Source organism: Paraburkholderia madseniana, from assembly GCF_009690905.1.
Lineage (GTDB): Bacteria > Pseudomonadota > Gammaproteobacteria > Burkholderiales > Burkholderiaceae > Paraburkholderia > Paraburkholderia madseniana.
Genome location: NZ_VOSW01000014.1, coordinates 89,007 through 104,848, shown reverse-complemented (window position 1 = coordinate 104,848; position 15,842 = coordinate 89,007). Strand labels below are relative to the sequence as shown.

Here is a 15,842-nt window from a genome sequence, read left to right as displayed (position 1 = left end):
AAGAACGAGGTAAGCAAAATGCGCAAGTTTCAGGATTTGCTCGCGCGAGTTTTCGATGTCGCGTTGGTACTAGTGGGTGCGGCGGTGGCGTCGCAGATTCGCTTTGATTACCTCGCTCAATCCGGGTTCTATTGGGCGCTCGTGATGTTTTCCGCCGCCTTTGCGCTGGCAATCTTTCCAGCGTTCGGTGTGTATGAATCATGGCGCGGCCGCTCCAAGCTCTCGCTGGCCGGGCAGGTGTCGCTCGCCTGGTTGATGGTGCAGGGCAGTGCGCTGGTGCTGATGTATTCGCTGCACCGCATCGACTTCGTCTCGCGGCTGTGGTTCTCGTATTGGACCGCGGTGACGGGCGGCCTGCTGATCGCTTACCGGCTGATCACGCATGCGGTGCTGGCGCGTGCGCGCAGTGCCGGTCTGAATCTGCATCAGGTCGCGATCGTCGGCAGCGGCTCGCAGTGCGACGCGATCATCCGCAGGATCGATTCGGCGCCCGGCACAGGCTTTCGCGCGACAGCCGTCTACAACACGCGCCCTGACGTGTCCGCTGTGACCAGCACGCGGGTCCCTGTCTGCGAGACGGTGGATGCGCTTGCCGACTACATTCGCAGCAACGATGTGCACGAGCTGTGGCTGATGTTGTCGCTCGCCGAAGAGCCCCTGATCTGCAAACTGATCAGCGAGTTTCGCGACGATCTGGTGAATATCCGCTTCATGCCGGACGTGCGCAGCATTGCATTGTTCGATGGCAGCGGCGTGATCGATCTGCTCGGCGTGCCGGCGATCAACCTGGTCGCCTCGCCGCTGTCGGCCAGTTCGATGCTGAAAAAGGAAATCTTCGACCGTCTGTTCGCCGCCACGGCGTTGATCGGCCTCGCACCGATCCTGCTCGCCATTGCGATCGCGGTGAAGCTCTCGTCGCGCGGCCCGGTTCTCTTCAAGCAGAAGCGTAAAGGCGCGGACGGCCGCGTATTCACGATCTACAAATTCCGCTCGATGCGACTGCATCACGAGCCGAAGGGCACGCTCAAACAGGCGACGCGCGACGATCCGCGCGTTACGCGCGTCGGCGCATTTCTGCGCCGCACGAGCCTCGACGAACTGCCGCAATTCTTCAACGTGTTGCGTGGCGACATGTCGGTCGTCGGACCGCGTCCCCATGCACTCGAGCACGACGACCTCTATCAGAAAGTGGTTGCCGGCTACATCAATCGCTATCGGATCAAGCCGGGCATTACAGGCTGGGCGCAGATCAACGGCTTTCGTGGCGAAACCGACCGCATCGAGAAGATGGAGCGTCGCGTCGAACATGACCTGTACTACCTGGGGCATTGGTCGTTCGCACTCGACATGCGGATTATCGGCGCGACGATCGTTGCCGGACTGGCGCATCGAAACGCCTACTGAGTACTAAGTAGTTAACAAGCACGCTGGGCGCTACCTCCCCCGAGGACAGTCCCTGGCGCAAGGAGGAAACACCATGAGCTCGCTTGGCATACGCACGGGAAGTCTCGTGATTTTCACAGTTACAGCACTGCTTTCCGGATGCGGAATCGTACCGGGTCAACAGATGATTACCCCAGCCGCGGTTCAGGACACGGGTGGGGACTACAGCACGGAAGCATCGCAGCAACAGCAGATTCCGATTACCGATATCAACCTCGCGCTGCTGCGCAAGATGAACACGACGCGGACGTCCGCGGCGCTGCCGCCGGAGACGACGGCGCTGTTCGGCAAACCGACCGCATACAAGGTCGGCCCGGGCGACGTGCTGCAGATCGTCGTGTGGGATCACCCGGAACTCGCCGCCGCGCTAGGCCAGCCCGCGCAGAATGCAAAGACGACGGATGCCGCGCCCGGTTTTCTGATCGACGAAAACGGCGACGTGCAGTTTCCCTATGCAGGCACGGTGCACGTGGCCGGCAAAGACGTCGGGGCGATCCAGAAGGAGCTGCACAAGCGCCTGAGCAACGTGTATCAGAAGCCTGAGGTGACGGTGCGGGTGGCCTCGTTCCGGAACGCGCAGGTCTATGTCGACGGTGAAGTACGCACCCCTGGCGCGCAGTCGGTCACCGACATTCCGTTGTCGTTGACGAGCGTGATCAACCAGGGCGGCGGCTTCAGCGCAAATGCGGATCGCAGCCGCGTTGAGCTGATCCGCAACGGCGTGACATATCCGCTCAACGTGGACGACCTGATCAAGCGCGGCCGCAATCCGTCGGACATCTACCTCCAGGCCGGCGACATCGTGCGGGTGGCTTCGCGCGAAGACAGCGGCGTGTATGTGATGGGCGAGGTCAACAAGCCGGCGACCATCCTGCCGATGCGCAACGGCACGCTGACGCTTTCGCAGGCTATTTCCGACAGCGGCAGCTTCGACTCGAACACGGCGGCAGCCAGACAGTTGTTCGTGATCCGCAATTCGACCAGCGAATCACCGCAGGTCTATCACCTCGATGCGACCTCGCCGGTGTCCATGATCCTCGCCAATCAGTTCGAGCTTCAACCGAAGGACGTCGTGTATGTCGGTCAAGGCGGACTGGTCCGCTTCAACCGTGTGCTGAACCTGCTGCTGCCGGCGATCAATGCGGCTGTAACGGGTGCCGTTCTTGCGAAATAACAACCGTGCAACGTGACCTTGAACCGCCGGGCTTTGTTGGGTGAACAAAATGGCAATTAATTTCGAAAACCGCTATACCGACGTGTCCGGACCGGACGAGCTGCACCTGTCGGACTATCTGCGCACGATCGTGAGAGGTTGGCGCACGATCGTGACGGTGACGCTGATCGCACTCGCGCTGGGGTGCGCGTATGCGTTCCTTGCGCCGCCGACCTATCGCGCGGATGTGCTGTTCCACGTCGAGGACAAGACGGCCAACGCCAACGCGAACGGCAAGGATTCCTTGCCGCCGCTCACCGGCATGTTCGACACCAAGCCCTCGACGGCGGCGGAGATCGAGTTGCTGAAGTCGCGTCTCGTCACCGAGGAAACGGTCAAGAACCTGCACCTCGACATTTCAGCTTCGCCGCGTTATCTGCCGTTTATCGGCGGGATGATCGCGGGCCTGGTGAACGGACATTGGGGCTTCAAGTTGCCTTCTTTCATCAACCTGTCGGGCTTCGCATGGGGTAACGAGAGCATTGCCGTGTCGCGCTTCGACACGTCGAAGGACTTTTACGACACGTCCTTCACGCTGATTGCGGGCGATGGGGGTTCGTACGTGCTGCGCGACAAGAACGGTATCGCGATTCTCTCCGGCCGCGTCGGCGAGACCGTGGAAACCGACACCGCCGACGGCCCGATCGCGTTGCGTGTCGACAAGCTGGTCGGCGAGCCTGGCGCGCGTTTCGAACTGCAGCGCGCCTCGACGCTGGGCACCGTGGACCGCTTGCAAAAGGCGCTCGTGGTGGCCGAAACCACGCTGCAGTCCGGTGTGATCCGCACGAGCCTCGAAGGCGGCGACCCCGCGCTGACCGCGGCGATCGTCAACAGCATGGCGCGCGAATTCGTGCGTCAGGACGTGGAAAGCCGTTCGACCGAAGCGGAGCACATGCTGGCCTTCCTCGACCAGCAACTGCCCGGCTTGCGCAAGGAACTCGACGACGCCGAGCAACGCTACAACAAATTCCGCAACGCGCACGGCACGGTCGATCTCGGTGAAGAAAGCCGCCTGTTGCTCCAACAGGTCGTGGACAACAAGACGAAGCTGCTCGATCTGCAGCAGCAACGCGCGGAGATGTCGCAGCGCTTCACGGCGAATCACCCGGCGGTAGCCGCGCTCGATGCACAGATCGCGGCGTTGCAGGGCGCGGCGGCCACCATGAACCGCAGCGTGGCCGTGATGCCGGATACCGAGCAGACCGCGTTGCGCCTGCTGCGCGACGTGCACGTCGATACGGAGCTCTATACCAATCTGTTGAACAGCGCGCAGCAACTCCGGGTGGCGAAAGCCGGCCAGGTGGGCAACGTGCGGGTGGTGGACTTCGCCGAAACGCCTGACGAGCCGGTGCGCCCGAAACGCGTGCTGGCGATCCTGATCTCGCTCGGCGGCGGCTTGCTGATCGGCATCATGCTGACCTTCTTCAAGCGCGCGATGTACGGCGGCGTGGAACGTCCGGACGAACTCGAAGCGGTGCTCGGCGTGCCGGTGTTCGCGATCGTGCCGCGCAGCCAGACTCAGTTGCGTTTGCAGGAAAACGTCATGCTGCGCCGGCGCGGGCTGCATGTCCTCGCGCAGCAGGCGCCGGAAGACATCGCCGTGGAAGGCGTGCGCAATCTGCGGACCTCGTTGCAGTTGTCGCTCGATCACGCCGAGAACAACGTCGTGATGATCACGGGTTCGCGGCCCGACACCGGCAAGTCGTTCCTGTCGGTGAATCTGGCGGCGCTGGTGGCGTCGGCGAACAAGCGGGTGCTGATTATCGACGGCGACATGCGGCGCGGCGACGTCCATTCGCATTTCGGCATCGCCCATCAGCCGGGGCTCTCGGACGTGCTGAGCGGTGGCGATCTCGCGTCGATGGTCCAGCGCGACGTGCTGCCCGGACTCGACGTGCTCGCCAAGGGCACGCTGCCCTCGCATCCGTCTGAATTGCTGATGAGCAAGCGTTTCCAAACGATGCTCGACGAGTTGAAGTCGCACTACGACATCGTGATCGTCGACACACCGCCGGTGCTTGCCGTGACCGACTCGACGGTGATCGGCAAGTACGCCGGCACGACGCTGCTGGTGGTGCGCCACGGCCGCCATCCGCTGAACGAGATTGCCGAGACGGCCAAGCGGCTGCTCAACGGCGGCGTATCGCTCAAAGGCGTGCTGTTGACCGATGTGCCTCAGGAAGGGGCATTCCTCGGTTCCGGCTATCAAGGCGGTTATTACGGATACGACAGCATTGCGGGTTGAAATGGCGGCCCCATGACGGGGCCGGCCATTCGATCGTGGTGTTGCACTGGGATCTCAAAGTTCAACGAGGGGAGGGGTTCATGAAACGCAAGGTCGCGCTGATCACCGGCATTACTGGACAGGACGGGTCGTATCTCGCCGAGCTGCTGCTCGCCAAGGGTTACGACGTACACGGCATCAAACGCAGGTCATCGCTGTTCAATACGGACCGGATCGATCATCTCTATCGCGACCCGCACGACCCGGACCAGCGACTCTTCCTGCATCACGCCGACCTGACCGACTCGACTAGCATCCTGCGCGTGATTCAGCGTGTGGAGCCCGATGAGATCTATAACCTCGCGGCGCAGAGCCACGTGGCGGTTTCGTTCGAGGAACCAGAATACACCGCTAACGCGGACGGCCTCGGCGCGTTGCGGATTCTCGAAGCGATCCGCATTCTGGGGCTTCAGCACAAGACGCGTTTCTATCAGGCCTCGACCTCGGAACTGTACGGCCTCGTGCAACAGGTGCCGCAGTCCGAGACCACGCCGTTCTATCCGCGCAGCCCGTATGCGGTCGCCAAGCTGTTTGCGTACTGGACCACGGTCAATTACCGCGAGGCGTATGGGCTCTATGCCTGCAACGGGATTCTGTTCAATCACGAATCGCCGGTGCGTGGCGAGACCTTCGTGACGCGCAAGATCACGCGCGCCGTGGCGCGCATCGCGGTGGGCATGCAGAAGACCTTGTATCTCGGCAATCTGTCGGCGTTGCGCGACTGGGGCCATGCGCGCGACTACGTCGAGATGCAATGGCGCATGCTGCAGCAGGAACGGCCGGAGGATTACGTCATCGCCACTGGCGTGCAGTACAGCGTGCGCGAGTTCGTTCAGCATGCCGCCGCCGAGTTGGGCGTCACGGTGCGTTTCGAAGGCTCCGGTGTGGATGAAGTCGGCATTGTCGACAAGGTGGAAGGGCGCGAAATCAAGATGTCGCCCGGCGATGTGATCGTGCGTGTCGATCCGCGCTACTTCCGGCCTGCCGAAGTCGAGACGCTGCTGGGCGATCCGTCGAAAGCCCATGCGCAGCTCGGCTGGAAGCCGACTACGCCGTTCAGCGCGCTCGTCAAGGAAATGGTGCGCTCGGACTATCAGATTGCGAGACGTGACGCGCTTGTCACGCTGGCCGGTTTCACGGCGCTGGAACATCACGAGTAACGGCGATGAACAAACAAGCACGCATCTTCGTGGCGGGCCACCGTGGCATGGTCGGCTCCGCGCTGGTCCGGCGGCTCAATGCCGAGGGCTATCAAAACGTCGTCACACGTTCGAGGGCGGAACTCGACCTCACGGATCAGACCGCTGTGAACGGCTTCTTCGAGCGGGAAAAGATCGACGTGGTGCTGCTCGCAGCCGCGCGCGTGGGCGGCATTCTCGCCAATGCGTCGCAGCCGGGCGAGTTCATCTATGAAAATCTGGTGATCGAAACCAACGTGATTCACGCCGCGTATCGCGCGCAGGTGGAGCGGCTGGTGTTCTTCGGTTCGTCGTGCATTTATCCGAAGCAATGTCCGCAGCCGATCCGCGAGGAGTATCTGTTGACCTCGCCGCTCGAACCAACCAACGACGCCTACGCGATTGCGAAGATCGCCGGCCTCAAGCTGTGCGAGGCATACAACCGCGAATACAACACACAGTACGTCTCGTTGATGCCGACCAATCTGTACGGCCCCAACGACAACTACGACCTGAACAGCAGCCATGTTTTGCCGGCTCTGCTCAGGAAGGCGCACGAAGCGAAGGTGGACGGCTCCGCGACCTTGACGGTGTGGGGCTCGGGCACGCCACGCCGCGAGTTTCTGCACGTCGACGATCTCGCCGCGGCCACGCTCTTCGTGCTCGAACACAACGTGACAGAAGGCCTGTTCAACGTCGGGGTGGGTGAAGACCTGTCGATTCGCGAACTGGCCGAATGTATCTGCAAGGTGGCCGGCTTCGAGGGTGAGCTCGTGTTCGACGCGTCCAAACCCGACGGCACACCGCGCAAGCTGCTGGACGTCTCGCGGCTCGCGCAAATGGGTTGGCACGCGACCATCGGCCTCGAAGAGGGCATCACGTCCACGTATCGGGAATTCGTTGAATTACACGCCGGCTCGACCGCCGCCGCCGTCATGCACGTTTAGGCGCGCATTGAAGGGCTGCTGGGCGCGATTCCGGCAATGAGGGAGCGCGTGGAGCGTTCGCACGAATAGCGTGCAACGCACACAGGGACGATTTTCGAGGAGTGGCATAAAAATGACTGCGTCAGTCACGATCTTCCACAACGTCGTATGGTCGCGTCACAAGGGTGTCGTGTTCTCCGCCTTGCATAACATCTCGGCATCCGGCGCGATTCGCTACTCGATGGTGCAGATTGCGGATACGGAGCACGACCGTATTGGTTTTTCGGACGTCGACTATTCGTACCATCGCTATCCGATGCACAAGCTGTTCGACGGTTGCTACGAAGATGTGCCGACGTTGAAGATGATCGCGCGGCTCACCTGGGAAGTGTTGCGGACCAAGTCGGATCTGATCGTCCTGCCGGGTTACCACCGTCCGGAATACTGGGCGATGCTGGCGGCGTGCATCGTGACCGGCAAGCGGCGCGCGGTGTTCTGCGATTCGACCGCGCGTGACCGGCCCAAAAAACTGCTGACGTCGATTCCGAAGCGTGTGTTCTTTTCGCTCTGCGACGGCTATTTCGGTTTCGGTGAACGTAGCCGCGAGTATCTGGAGTCACTCGGCGCGAAGCGCGACAAGATTTTCGTGCCGTGCCAGGCCGCGGCAATGCCTGGATCGTTTGCACCGGAGCGCGCGCTGGTCGAGCGGGTTGCGGCGCGCGCCGGCAATCCGCCGGTGTTTCTGTACGTGGGCCGTCTCTCAGAAGAGAAGGGCATCGGCACGCTGATCGAGGCGTTCGCCGGCTTGCGGCGCCGCATTCCGGCGGCGAAGTTGCGCATTGTGGGCACGGGACCGATGGCGGACGCGCTGCACGCGAAGGTGGCCGATCTCGAACTGGGCGACGCGGTAGCTTTCGCCGGCAGTTTGCAGGACGAACCGCTCACCCGCGAATACTACGGCGCGACCTGCATGGTGCTGCCGAGCTATAGCGAGCCGTGGGGACTCGTCGTCAACGAGGCGCTCGCGCATGGTTGCCCCGCGGTGGTCAGCGAGAGTTGCGGCTGTGTGCCGGAACTGGTGATCGATGGCGTGAGCGGCTATGCATTCACGGCGGGCGATGTCGCCGGACTGCAGCGCACGATGCTCAAGGCGATGGAGGCATTCGCCGACGCCGGCGGCACGGCGCGCCGCTGCATGGATGTGATTCGCCGTTTCGATCCGCCTTCTGCCGCCGCCAATATCGCGCGTGGCTGCGCGCTGATGCTGAGCGACTGAGGCGCCTCACGGCCCCGTCGCGCATGCGAAGCTCTAACCCGTCCTGGCAGCCACAATGAAGATTCTGATCTACGGCCTCAATTACGCGCCTGAACTGACGGGGGTGGGTAAGTACACCGCGGAAATGGCTGTGCTTCTGGCCAGACGCGGCCACGAGGTTCGCGTGGTGTGCGCGCCGCCTTATTACCCTGAGTGGCGCGTGGCGGCGAACTATGTGTCATGGCGGTATCAGCGCGAAACGCGCGACGGTGTGACGATCTGGCGCGCGCCGCTGTGGGTGCCGGCGCGCCCGAGCGGGCTGAAGCGGATGCTGCATCTGGCGAGCTTCGCGGCGAGTTCGTTGCCGCTGCTCGCCCGGCAGGTGCTATGGCGCCCCGATGCCGCGATGCTGATCGCGCCGACCCTGATGTGCGCGCCCGCTACGCTGGCGCTCGCGCGTCTCGCGGGCGCGAGTGCGTGGCTGCATATTCAGGACTTCGAGGTCGATGCCGCTTTCGATCTGGGTCTTCTGAAAAGCTCGCTCGCAGCGCGCGTGGCGCGCTGGATCGAAAGCACACTGCTGCGCCGCTTCGATACCGTATCGTCGATTACGCCGCAGATGGGTTTGCGCGCGGCGGTCAAGGGCGTCGAGCCTTCGCGGGTCGTGTGCCTGCCCAACTGGGTCGACGTGTCGACCATCTTTCCGCTGACGCGCGCGAGCGACTACCGGCGCCTGTTGGGCATTCCGGCCGGCCAGAAAGTGGTGCTGTACTCGGGCAACATGGGCGCGAAACAGGGCATCGAAACGCTCGCCGATGCGGCGGCATCGCTCACCGCACGTACCGACCTCACCTTCGTTTTCTGCGGCAGCGGCGCGGCGAAAGAGAGTTTGCTCCAGCGCTGCGCAGGATTGACGAACTGCGTGTTCATTCCGCTGCAACCCATGGAACGTCTGAACGAACTGCTCAATCTCGCCGACATTCATGTCCTGCCGCAACGCGGCGATGCGGCGGATCTGGTGATGCCCTCGAAGCTCACCGGCATGTTCGCAAGCGGGCGCGCGGTGGTGGCCATGGCGCGGCGCGGCACGGGTCTCTACGACGCGGTGGCACCGCGCGGCGTGATCGTGCCGCCGGATAACGTCAAGGCTTTGGCGGCGGCGATCACGGTACTGGCAAGAGATCCCGAACGCCGTGCGGCGCTGGGTAAGGCTGCCCGCAATTATGCGGAGCGCGCGCTATCGCCGGAGTCGACGATCGGCACGTTCGAAGCGCGGCTCGCGACGCTGGTTCATGGCGCGCGTGGTTCACGTGGCTTAAGTGGCACGCATGCAAATGGGGAGACGCCGTATTTCGGTGTTCCGAGGTCTTCAACCTCCCCGACCCGGCGGCGCAAGCCGGCTACAACGGAGGAAGCCGCGCCGGATTGATCCGGTACGCGGCCATCTCATGAATGCGATATCACCACGGGGATTTGTAGACGGCGTGCTTGCCCGCATCGAACGGATCGGCGTAAGTGGTTTTCGCGGCGCCATCGGGCATCAGACGGGCGGCCGCGTTCGGACCGCCTGGCTGACCGGCCGCGCGCAGCTTGCCGTTGCCGGCGGCCTGCGCCTTGTTGGGCTGCTTGCGCACGGCAGGCTGCGCTCCGCCCAGCACCGTCATGCGTTGTTCGTCGAGCAGGGCCGCCTGCTGGGCGTCGGCGGTATTGCCTTGCTGCGCGTCTGGCGAGCCGTAGTCGCGTGGGGCGCCGAGCAACTGCGCTTCGCTGTTGCGATGCGCCGCACCCGGGTTGGCGCGCGCTGCGGGGGCGGGGGTGCCGTAGCTGGTCGCAGCCGTAGCGGCAAGGGCCGGCGCAGCGGGCGCGGGCGCTGCTGCGTTCTGCGCGAGCGCCGGTACGGCATAGGTCGCGATGGCGAGAACCAGCGGGGGTGTTATGTGCCGAAACGAGATGGTCATCGCATGCCCCAGGAAGATGCGGTCGCAATAGCGCTATCGTGCGCCAACCAGTACGCGTGCAGCCGCCAAAACGCTTGCTCGTACGGCCATGAAGCAGGCTTCAGTAAGGAGTCGCAACATAATGTGAGTGTGACGCAGGGGTATGTCGATTCCCGTTCGTGGTTTGGAGAAATCTGATGGGTAACGCCGCCGACGATCCGCAGATCGGGCGTATGCCGGAAGTCGAAGGCGTTCGCGAGGATGGCCGTGTCATCGATCTCAGTCTGGCTGGAAAGGGGAACTATCGCGCGAAGCGCGGTGCCCTGATCGAGCTCATCTGGTTTGTTGTTGAAGCCTGCGTGATCAACAACAAGCTGCTGCCGCTCTCGTCGGTCAGGGTTGCGTTGTTACGCCTGTTCGGCGCGAAGATCGGCACGGGTTGCCGCTTCGTGCATCCATTGCGCGTGAAATCGCCGTGGAACCTGGAGGTGGGGGATAACTGCTGGTTCGGCGTCGACGTCTGGATCTACAACCAGGCGCAGATCCGCATCGGCTCGAATGTCTGCATTTCCCAAGGGACGTTCCTCAGTGCCGGCTCTCACGATATGAGCACGACGATGGATCTGCACGTCGCGCCGATCGTCATCGAGGACGGCGTCTGGATCACGTCGAAATGCGTTGTGCAGATGGGTGTGACGATCGGCCGGTCCGCCGTGGTGACACCCTTGTCCGTCGTGCATCGTTCGCTCGATCCAGAGGGCGTGTATGGCGGCAATCCATGTCGTTTTATCCGGAACCGCTTCGATTCCGTGACCTGAAGCACAGAGAGAGAACCGCAGCGTTTATACGCTGAGGAGGCCAGGTCGTTGACAAGCCGGAATGTCGGCGACCGCAATCGGATTGTCGATCGATGCCCTTGATCGACACCTGCGGCGACGCCGATGATGCGTTCGGCAACGACGTGTGCGTGGTTTGCTTGCCAGCCCCGGTTGGATGAGTAGCCGGTTTGACGCACTCAGACATGCATGAAGAAGATGGGGAGTAGGGATGTTCATCGATACTCGCACTGTTGAACACAACACGGTCATTGAAACGACGGTCTGCATCATTGGCGGAGGGGTCGCCGGGATTACGCTTGCGCTGGAGATGTCGAGGGCGGGGGTCGACACCTGCATGCTCGAAAGCGGGGGCTTCGGGCCGGATGACGAAACCCGCGACCTCTATCGCGGCGAGAACGCCGGGCTTCCCTATTCGTTCGCGGACGGCTCGCGCAGCCGTTACTTCGGCGGCAGCAGCAACTGCTGGGGCGGCTGGTGCCGTCCGCTCGATCCGTGGGACTTCGACAAGCGCGACTGGATCCCGCACAGCGGCTGGCCGTTCGGTCTCGACGAACTGGCGCCGTACTACGCGCGTACGCATGAACTGCTGAAGCTCGGCCCGCAGAATTTCGACCCCGCCTACTGGGAGCGCGAGATCGGGCGCCATGACGTGCGCCGCATACCGCTTGCGACCGGCGATATGCGCGATACCGTCGCGCAATTCAGCCCTCCTGTGCGTTTCGGCAAGGCCTATCGCGACGAGCTGTCGCGTTCGGCGCGGGTGCGCGTGTTTCTGCATGCGAATGTGCACAATATCGACGCCGATGCTGAGGGCACGTCTGTTGCGCGGCTTCAGGTGGCGACCATCAGTGGACGAAAAATGACGGTGACCGCGAGGATTTTCGTGCTCGCCACGGGCGGCATCGAGAATGCGCGGCTTCTACTCGCTTCGAACAACGTGCAGGCGGCGGGACTCGGCAATGCCAACGATCTGGTGGGCCGTTACTTCATGGATCATCCGCGGATGATGTCCGGCAAGGTGCGTTTTCGTCCGGGCAACGCGCGCAATAAGCTGTATGACATCAAGTATCACTATCAGAATGCCGCGGTGTCCGCGCACGGCACGAAGATCTCCTCACAGTTCGCGCCGAAGCAGGAGTTGATGGAGCGCGAGAAGCTGCTGAACTCGCGCGTGTGGCTTTATTCGCGCTGGTACGGTGAAGGAACGGCAGGATCCGAGGCCCTGATCCACTGCAAGGAAGCGCTGTTGCAGAAGGACCAGCCGGGCCGCAGCCTGAAAACCGATATCGCCACGATGATCGCGCATCCGCTGCACACCGTGGGCTACGGTTTGACGCGGCTTTTGCAATGGCCGGCGTTGATCACCGATGTGACCTTGCAGGCGATCGTCGAAGCGGTGCCCGACCCCGATAGCCGGGTCACGTTGTCGGCCGATAAACGCGACCGGTTCGGCATGCCGCGGGTGAAGGTGGAGTGGCGTCTGGGCGAACAGGTGCAACGCACCTTCGACAAAACCTTCGCGTTGCTCGCGCAGGAGTTGCAGATGGCGGGCATCGCGGACGTCGAACTCGACGCGCCGCTCGAAGGCCGTAGCTGGCCGGCGAAGCTGGAGGGCACGTGGCATCACATGGGCACCACGCGCATGCACGATTCGCCACGTGAAGGCGTGGTCGATCGCGATTGCAAGGTGCATGGGATGAGCAATTTTTATGTGGCGGGCAGCTCGGTCTTTCCAACAGTCGGCGCCAACTTTCCGACCATCACGATCGCCGCGCTTGCGCTACGTCTTGCGGGTCATCTGGTGCGGCAACTCGATGTCCCGGATATCGTCGGCGATACGCGGGGCGACGCCGCCAACAGTTCCCTGATGTCGGTCCAGACGCAGCAGCCTCAAGTCGAAACCCTGCCGATCGCAGCCTCGACCTTGACGCCGTTGATGAAGGAGCAGTGAAGAACAACCGGTGACAGTGCGCGCCTCGTGGCGCGCGCTGTTATCCCAACGTCACCGGCTCGGTTGAGTCGTGGCTTCGCGCAGCGTGGAGAGCGTGTTTTCGCGCGTTTCGCCGATGCTGCCTTTCGTTTCCAGCAGCGCGGTCAACGCGCTGACCATGGTTTCGACCCGGAAGCGTGCTTCGAAAGTGCGAGTTGCCTGAGCGCGCATGGCGGCGCGTGCGGTGTCGTCGAGCTCGAGCCAGCGCACGAGATTCTTTTCCGTACCGTCTACTGTGTCGGCAGCCACCATTCCCGCGCCGTCCGCTTCGATCTCGCGCCACACGTTGACCTTGTCGGAGATCAGCGCCGGCAGTCCGCAGCCGAGCGCTTCGGCAACCGCTACGCCGAAGTTCTCCTGATGCGAGGGCAGAACGAACACGTCGCTTGCATGGAACGCGCCCCACTTGAGATCACCTTGCAGCATGCCCGGCAGGCTGAGGCGGTGCGCGATGCCGGCTGCCTGAGCCTGGGCGCGCAAGCTGGCCACCCAGCCGGTCTCGTCGGGACCCGCAATCATGAGATGCAGCGACGGGTCGCGGCCGGCGATACGCGCAAACGCATCGATCAGCAGATCACAGCCTTTCTTCGCGTGCACGCGGCCGAGAAACAGCACGATGCGTTTGCCGCGCAAGCCGGGCACGGCTTGCAGGAACGCTTCGCGCAGAGGCTCTATGTCGAGCGGCGGCACGGTCGCGCCGTACGGCACGATCCGCTCATGCGCCCGGTACAGCCAGAACGATTGACGGGCGCGCGCACGTTCTTCCTCCGTCGTAAAGATGACGGCGCGTGCATCGCGCAGTACCCGGTATTCGGCCCACGGCCAGTACAACCACTTCTTCAGATGCTTGAGCGGGTAAGCCTGTTTGAACCAGGGGTCGAGCATGCCATGTACGTACACGTAGTAGGGCACGTCGCTTTGGCGCAGCGCTTTCCATGCCGCGAAGCCGTGGTACTGCCACAAGCCGTGCACGATGACCGCGTCGAAGCGCTTCGCGTTGCCGGCGAGCCACGGCGCGAGTGGCGCGCTGTAGCTATAGCGGCTGTTGACGGGGCCGAATGCGTGGACCGGAAACGGAAAGGACGCGAGGTAGGCGTCGCCGGGCGCATCGCAGGTGGCCACTTCGATTTCGTGCCCGGCGTCCTGCATCGCCGCGCCGCTGCGGCGAACGCCTTCAACCGGGCCGCCCGCGCGGGGATCGACGCTTGCAAGCAAATGGAGAATTTTCATCGGACGATATTCCGTCGATTGGCGTTTTGCGTCGACGTGGGGCGCGACACGAGGGCGCCGAACTGGCCGGCGCCGGGTGCGGTGCTTGCCGCGTGCGAGATGCCGAGGGTCGTCGCGAGATCCGCGCGACCCATGCCGGGCTGGATCCTGCCCGGCAATTCAGGCATGGCGGCTGGGTGCAAATGCGGGGGCGTAGCTGGGCGTTTCATCCGCGCTGGCAGTGCGCGCTGCAATCGCGCGTGCGTGGCGATCATCAGGCCGAGGGCAACGCCGAATATCAGTCCGGAGAAACGCGGCCCGAGCGGATTGCCACCGATCGACGTAGCCGGCAGCGCGGCGAACAGCATGATGGCGCGGCCTAATACCGGAAGCATGGGCGCGTCGGGAACCACCACGCGCCAGTAGCGGTACGAGAAAAAGCAGATTGCCAGCGCGGCCAGGGTCGCCAAAGGCATGGCGATGCCGAACAGCAGTCCGCCCGCGAAGAGCTGATAGACCCAGAAATTATGGCCCGCCGGCCATTCGTTGATCGCGTAGAAGTCTTTCTCGCTGATCTGGCCGGCAAGGTCCGGCAGGTAAACGGGGGAATAACGGTAGTAGTGCCCGTAGCCTTCGCCGAACAGCAGCGTTTCCGGCGACGCCGTCACCTGGTCGTACTGATCGCGCATCTCGGCGAGACGGGTGATCGTGGTTGGATCCTTGCCGGTGACGGTTTCCTCGGACGCGAAAATGCGCTGCGTCCAGTGTTCGGTGACGGTCGGGAAAGTGACTGCCACGATGCCTACCACGCCGGCCAGTACCGCGCCGGTCATTACGCTGCGGGCGGCCGTGCGCCAGACAAGCTGGATCGACGGTGCGCTCAGTGCCATCGCGAACAGGAACAGGAAGACCGTGCCGATCATCAAACTGCGCGTCACGCTCAGCAACTCGACGATCACGCTGACCGCGAACACCGCGATGGTGAAAAACGAAAAGCGTCTGGCGACGACGAATTCGTGCAGTAGCACGGCTTGTAGCCCCAGCAACGTCACGGAGATGATACGAAAGCGCGCATCTTCGAGGTCGCCGCTCGTGGCGAGGCCATAGGCGAAGGTGAACAGGAGACAGATCACGTTGGAAACGAACAGGGCTTTCTCGAACTGCGAGATTCTGTATTCGCTCCACGGACGGCAGGCCACGAGGTAGCCCAGCAGAAACAGCACGAACGGTAGGAGAACGCGCAGATAGTTGCCGGTGTCGTTATCCTGAACAAACTGGGCGACGATGCTGCCGAGCACGCACAGCAGCACGCTGAAGGTGATCACCGAGCGCAGCCGCGAGCCGTTGTGAAAGCGCGGCGCGATCAGCGCGAGAGCGAGTCCCGCGGCGATCACGGGGATGACGAAAACGAACTGGATAAAGTGGCCTACGTTGGCGTCGGGCGCTTTATAGTCCAGTGCAAGCGGTAACAGAAATAACCATATCCAGAGCGTCGCATACTGATGGCGCATTGCTGATCCCTCCCCGTGCTGTCGATCCGCCGTTGGTCTATAGCGGACGGTCTCGCA

At 62.9% G+C, this 15,842-nt stretch carries 12 protein-coding genes; 9 read left to right on the top strand and 3 right to left on the bottom strand.

All coding sequences use genetic code 11. The features are described from left to right. Positions 1-18: 18 nt before the first annotated feature. From FSO04_RS09885 to FSO04_RS09855, 7 genes are all read left to right on the top strand, one after another. On the top strand, positions 19-1,404 hold the full coding sequence (locus FSO04_RS09885; protein WP_154559517.1) for an undecaprenyl-phosphate glucose phosphotransferase: 1,386 nt from the start codon (positions 19-21) through the stop codon (positions 1,402-1,404). Between the two features lie 73 nt (positions 1,405-1,477). Further along, positions 1,478-2,617 carry a polysaccharide biosynthesis/export family protein gene (locus FSO04_RS09880; RefSeq protein WP_154559516.1) on the top strand — a complete coding sequence of 380 codons (1,140 nt, stop codon included), beginning with the start codon at positions 1,478-1,480 and terminating at the stop codon, positions 2,615-2,617. 49 nt (positions 2,618-2,666) lie between these two features. Then, entirely contained in the window at positions 2,667-4,901 is a 2,235-nt protein-coding gene (locus FSO04_RS09875; protein ID WP_154559515.1) for a polysaccharide biosynthesis tyrosine autokinase, read from the top strand. Positions 4,902-4,981: 80 nt separating this feature from the next. Next, positions 4,982-6,100 carry a GDP-mannose 4,6-dehydratase gene (gmd, locus tag FSO04_RS09870; protein WP_154559514.1) on the top strand — a complete coding sequence of 373 codons (1,119 nt, stop codon included), beginning with the start codon at positions 4,982-4,984 and terminating at the stop codon, positions 6,098-6,100. A gap of 5 nt (positions 6,101-6,105) precedes the next feature. Beyond that, entirely contained in the window at positions 6,106-7,065 is a 960-nt protein-coding gene (locus FSO04_RS09865; protein WP_154559513.1) for a GDP-L-fucose synthase family protein, read from the top strand. Positions 7,066-7,177: 112 nt separating this feature from the next. Beyond that, on the top strand, positions 7,178-8,320 hold the full coding sequence (locus FSO04_RS09860; protein ID WP_154559512.1) for a glycosyltransferase family 4 protein: 1,143 nt from the start codon (positions 7,178-7,180) through the stop codon (positions 8,318-8,320). Between the two features lie 55 nt (positions 8,321-8,375). Further along, entirely contained in the window at positions 8,376-9,728 is a 1,353-nt protein-coding gene (locus FSO04_RS09855) for a glycosyltransferase WbuB (RefSeq protein WP_154559511.1), read from the top strand. Between the two features lie 31 nt (positions 9,729-9,759). Here the strand turns inward: FSO04_RS09855 and FSO04_RS09850 are convergent, their stop codons facing one another. Beyond that, positions 9,760-10,257 carry a hypothetical protein gene (locus FSO04_RS09850; protein WP_154559510.1) on the bottom strand — a complete coding sequence of 166 codons (498 nt, stop codon included), beginning with the start codon at positions 10,255-10,257 and terminating at the stop codon, positions 9,760-9,762. Between the two features lie 176 nt (positions 10,258-10,433). On the opposite strand from FSO04_RS09850, the gene FSO04_RS09845 reads away from it, so the two are divergent. Further along, the gene (locus FSO04_RS09845) at positions 10,434-11,054 is read left to right on the top strand and encodes a DapH/DapD/GlmU-related protein (RefSeq protein WP_154559509.1); all 621 of its coding nucleotides are present in this window, start codon (positions 10,434-10,436) and stop codon (positions 11,052-11,054) included. A 229-nt stretch (positions 11,055-11,283) separates the two neighbouring features. After that, positions 11,284-13,026 (top strand): FAD-dependent oxidoreductase, encoded by a 1,743-nt coding sequence (locus tag FSO04_RS09840; protein ID WP_154559508.1) that lies wholly within the window; start codon positions 11,284-11,286, stop codon positions 13,024-13,026. 51 nt (positions 13,027-13,077) lie between these two features. Here the strand turns inward: FSO04_RS09840 and FSO04_RS09835 are convergent, their stop codons facing one another. Both FSO04_RS09835 and FSO04_RS09830 read right to left on the bottom strand, forming a co-directional pair. After that, a complete protein-coding gene (locus FSO04_RS09835; protein ID WP_154559507.1) occupies positions 13,078-14,295 on the bottom strand; it encodes a glycosyltransferase in 1,218 nt (405 codons plus the stop codon). Further along, on the bottom strand, positions 14,292-15,785 hold the full coding sequence (locus FSO04_RS09830) for an O-antigen ligase family protein (RefSeq protein WP_154559506.1): 1,494 nt from the start codon (positions 15,783-15,785) through the stop codon (positions 14,292-14,294). Before FSO04_RS09830 ends, FSO04_RS09835 begins: the two co-directional genes overlap by 4 nt. Positions 15,786-15,842: the final 57 nt, after the last annotated feature.

What these genes read in the sequence shown, in the direction of transcription:
- FSO04_RS09885 (WP_154559517.1), top strand. Translation starts at nt 19, where the DNA reads ATGCGCAAGTTTCAGGATTTGCTCGCGCGAGTTTTCGATGTCGCGTTG.
- FSO04_RS09880 (WP_154559516.1), top strand. Translation starts at nt 1,478, where the DNA reads ATGAGCTCGCTTGGCATACGCACGGGAAGTCTCGTGATTTTCACAGTT.
- FSO04_RS09875 (WP_154559515.1), top strand. Translation starts at nt 2,667, where the DNA reads ATGGCAATTAATTTCGAAAACCGCTATACCGACGTGTCCGGACCGGAC.
- gmd (WP_154559514.1), top strand. Translation starts at nt 4,982, where the DNA reads ATGAAACGCAAGGTCGCGCTGATCACCGGCATTACTGGACAGGACGGG.
- FSO04_RS09865 (WP_154559513.1), top strand. Translation starts at nt 6,106, where the DNA reads ATGAACAAACAAGCACGCATCTTCGTGGCGGGCCACCGTGGCATGGTC.
- FSO04_RS09860 (WP_154559512.1), top strand. Translation starts at nt 7,178, where the DNA reads ATGACTGCGTCAGTCACGATCTTCCACAACGTCGTATGGTCGCGTCAC.
- FSO04_RS09855 (WP_154559511.1), top strand. Translation starts at nt 8,376, where the DNA reads ATGAAGATTCTGATCTACGGCCTCAATTACGCGCCTGAACTGACGGGG.
- FSO04_RS09850 (WP_154559510.1), bottom strand. Translation starts at nt 10,257, where the DNA reads ATGACCATCTCGTTTCGGCACATAACACCCCCGCTGGTTCTCGCCATC.
- FSO04_RS09845 (WP_154559509.1), top strand. Translation starts at nt 10,434, where the DNA reads ATGGGTAACGCCGCCGACGATCCGCAGATCGGGCGTATGCCGGAAGTC.
- FSO04_RS09840 (WP_154559508.1), top strand. Translation starts at nt 11,284, where the DNA reads ATGTTCATCGATACTCGCACTGTTGAACACAACACGGTCATTGAAACG.
- FSO04_RS09835 (WP_154559507.1), bottom strand. Translation starts at nt 14,295, where the DNA reads ATGAAAATTCTCCATTTGCTTGCAAGCGTCGATCCCCGCGCGGGCGGC.
- FSO04_RS09830 (WP_154559506.1), bottom strand. Translation starts at nt 15,785, where the DNA reads ATGCGCCATCAGTATGCGACGCTCTGGATATGGTTATTTCTGTTACCG.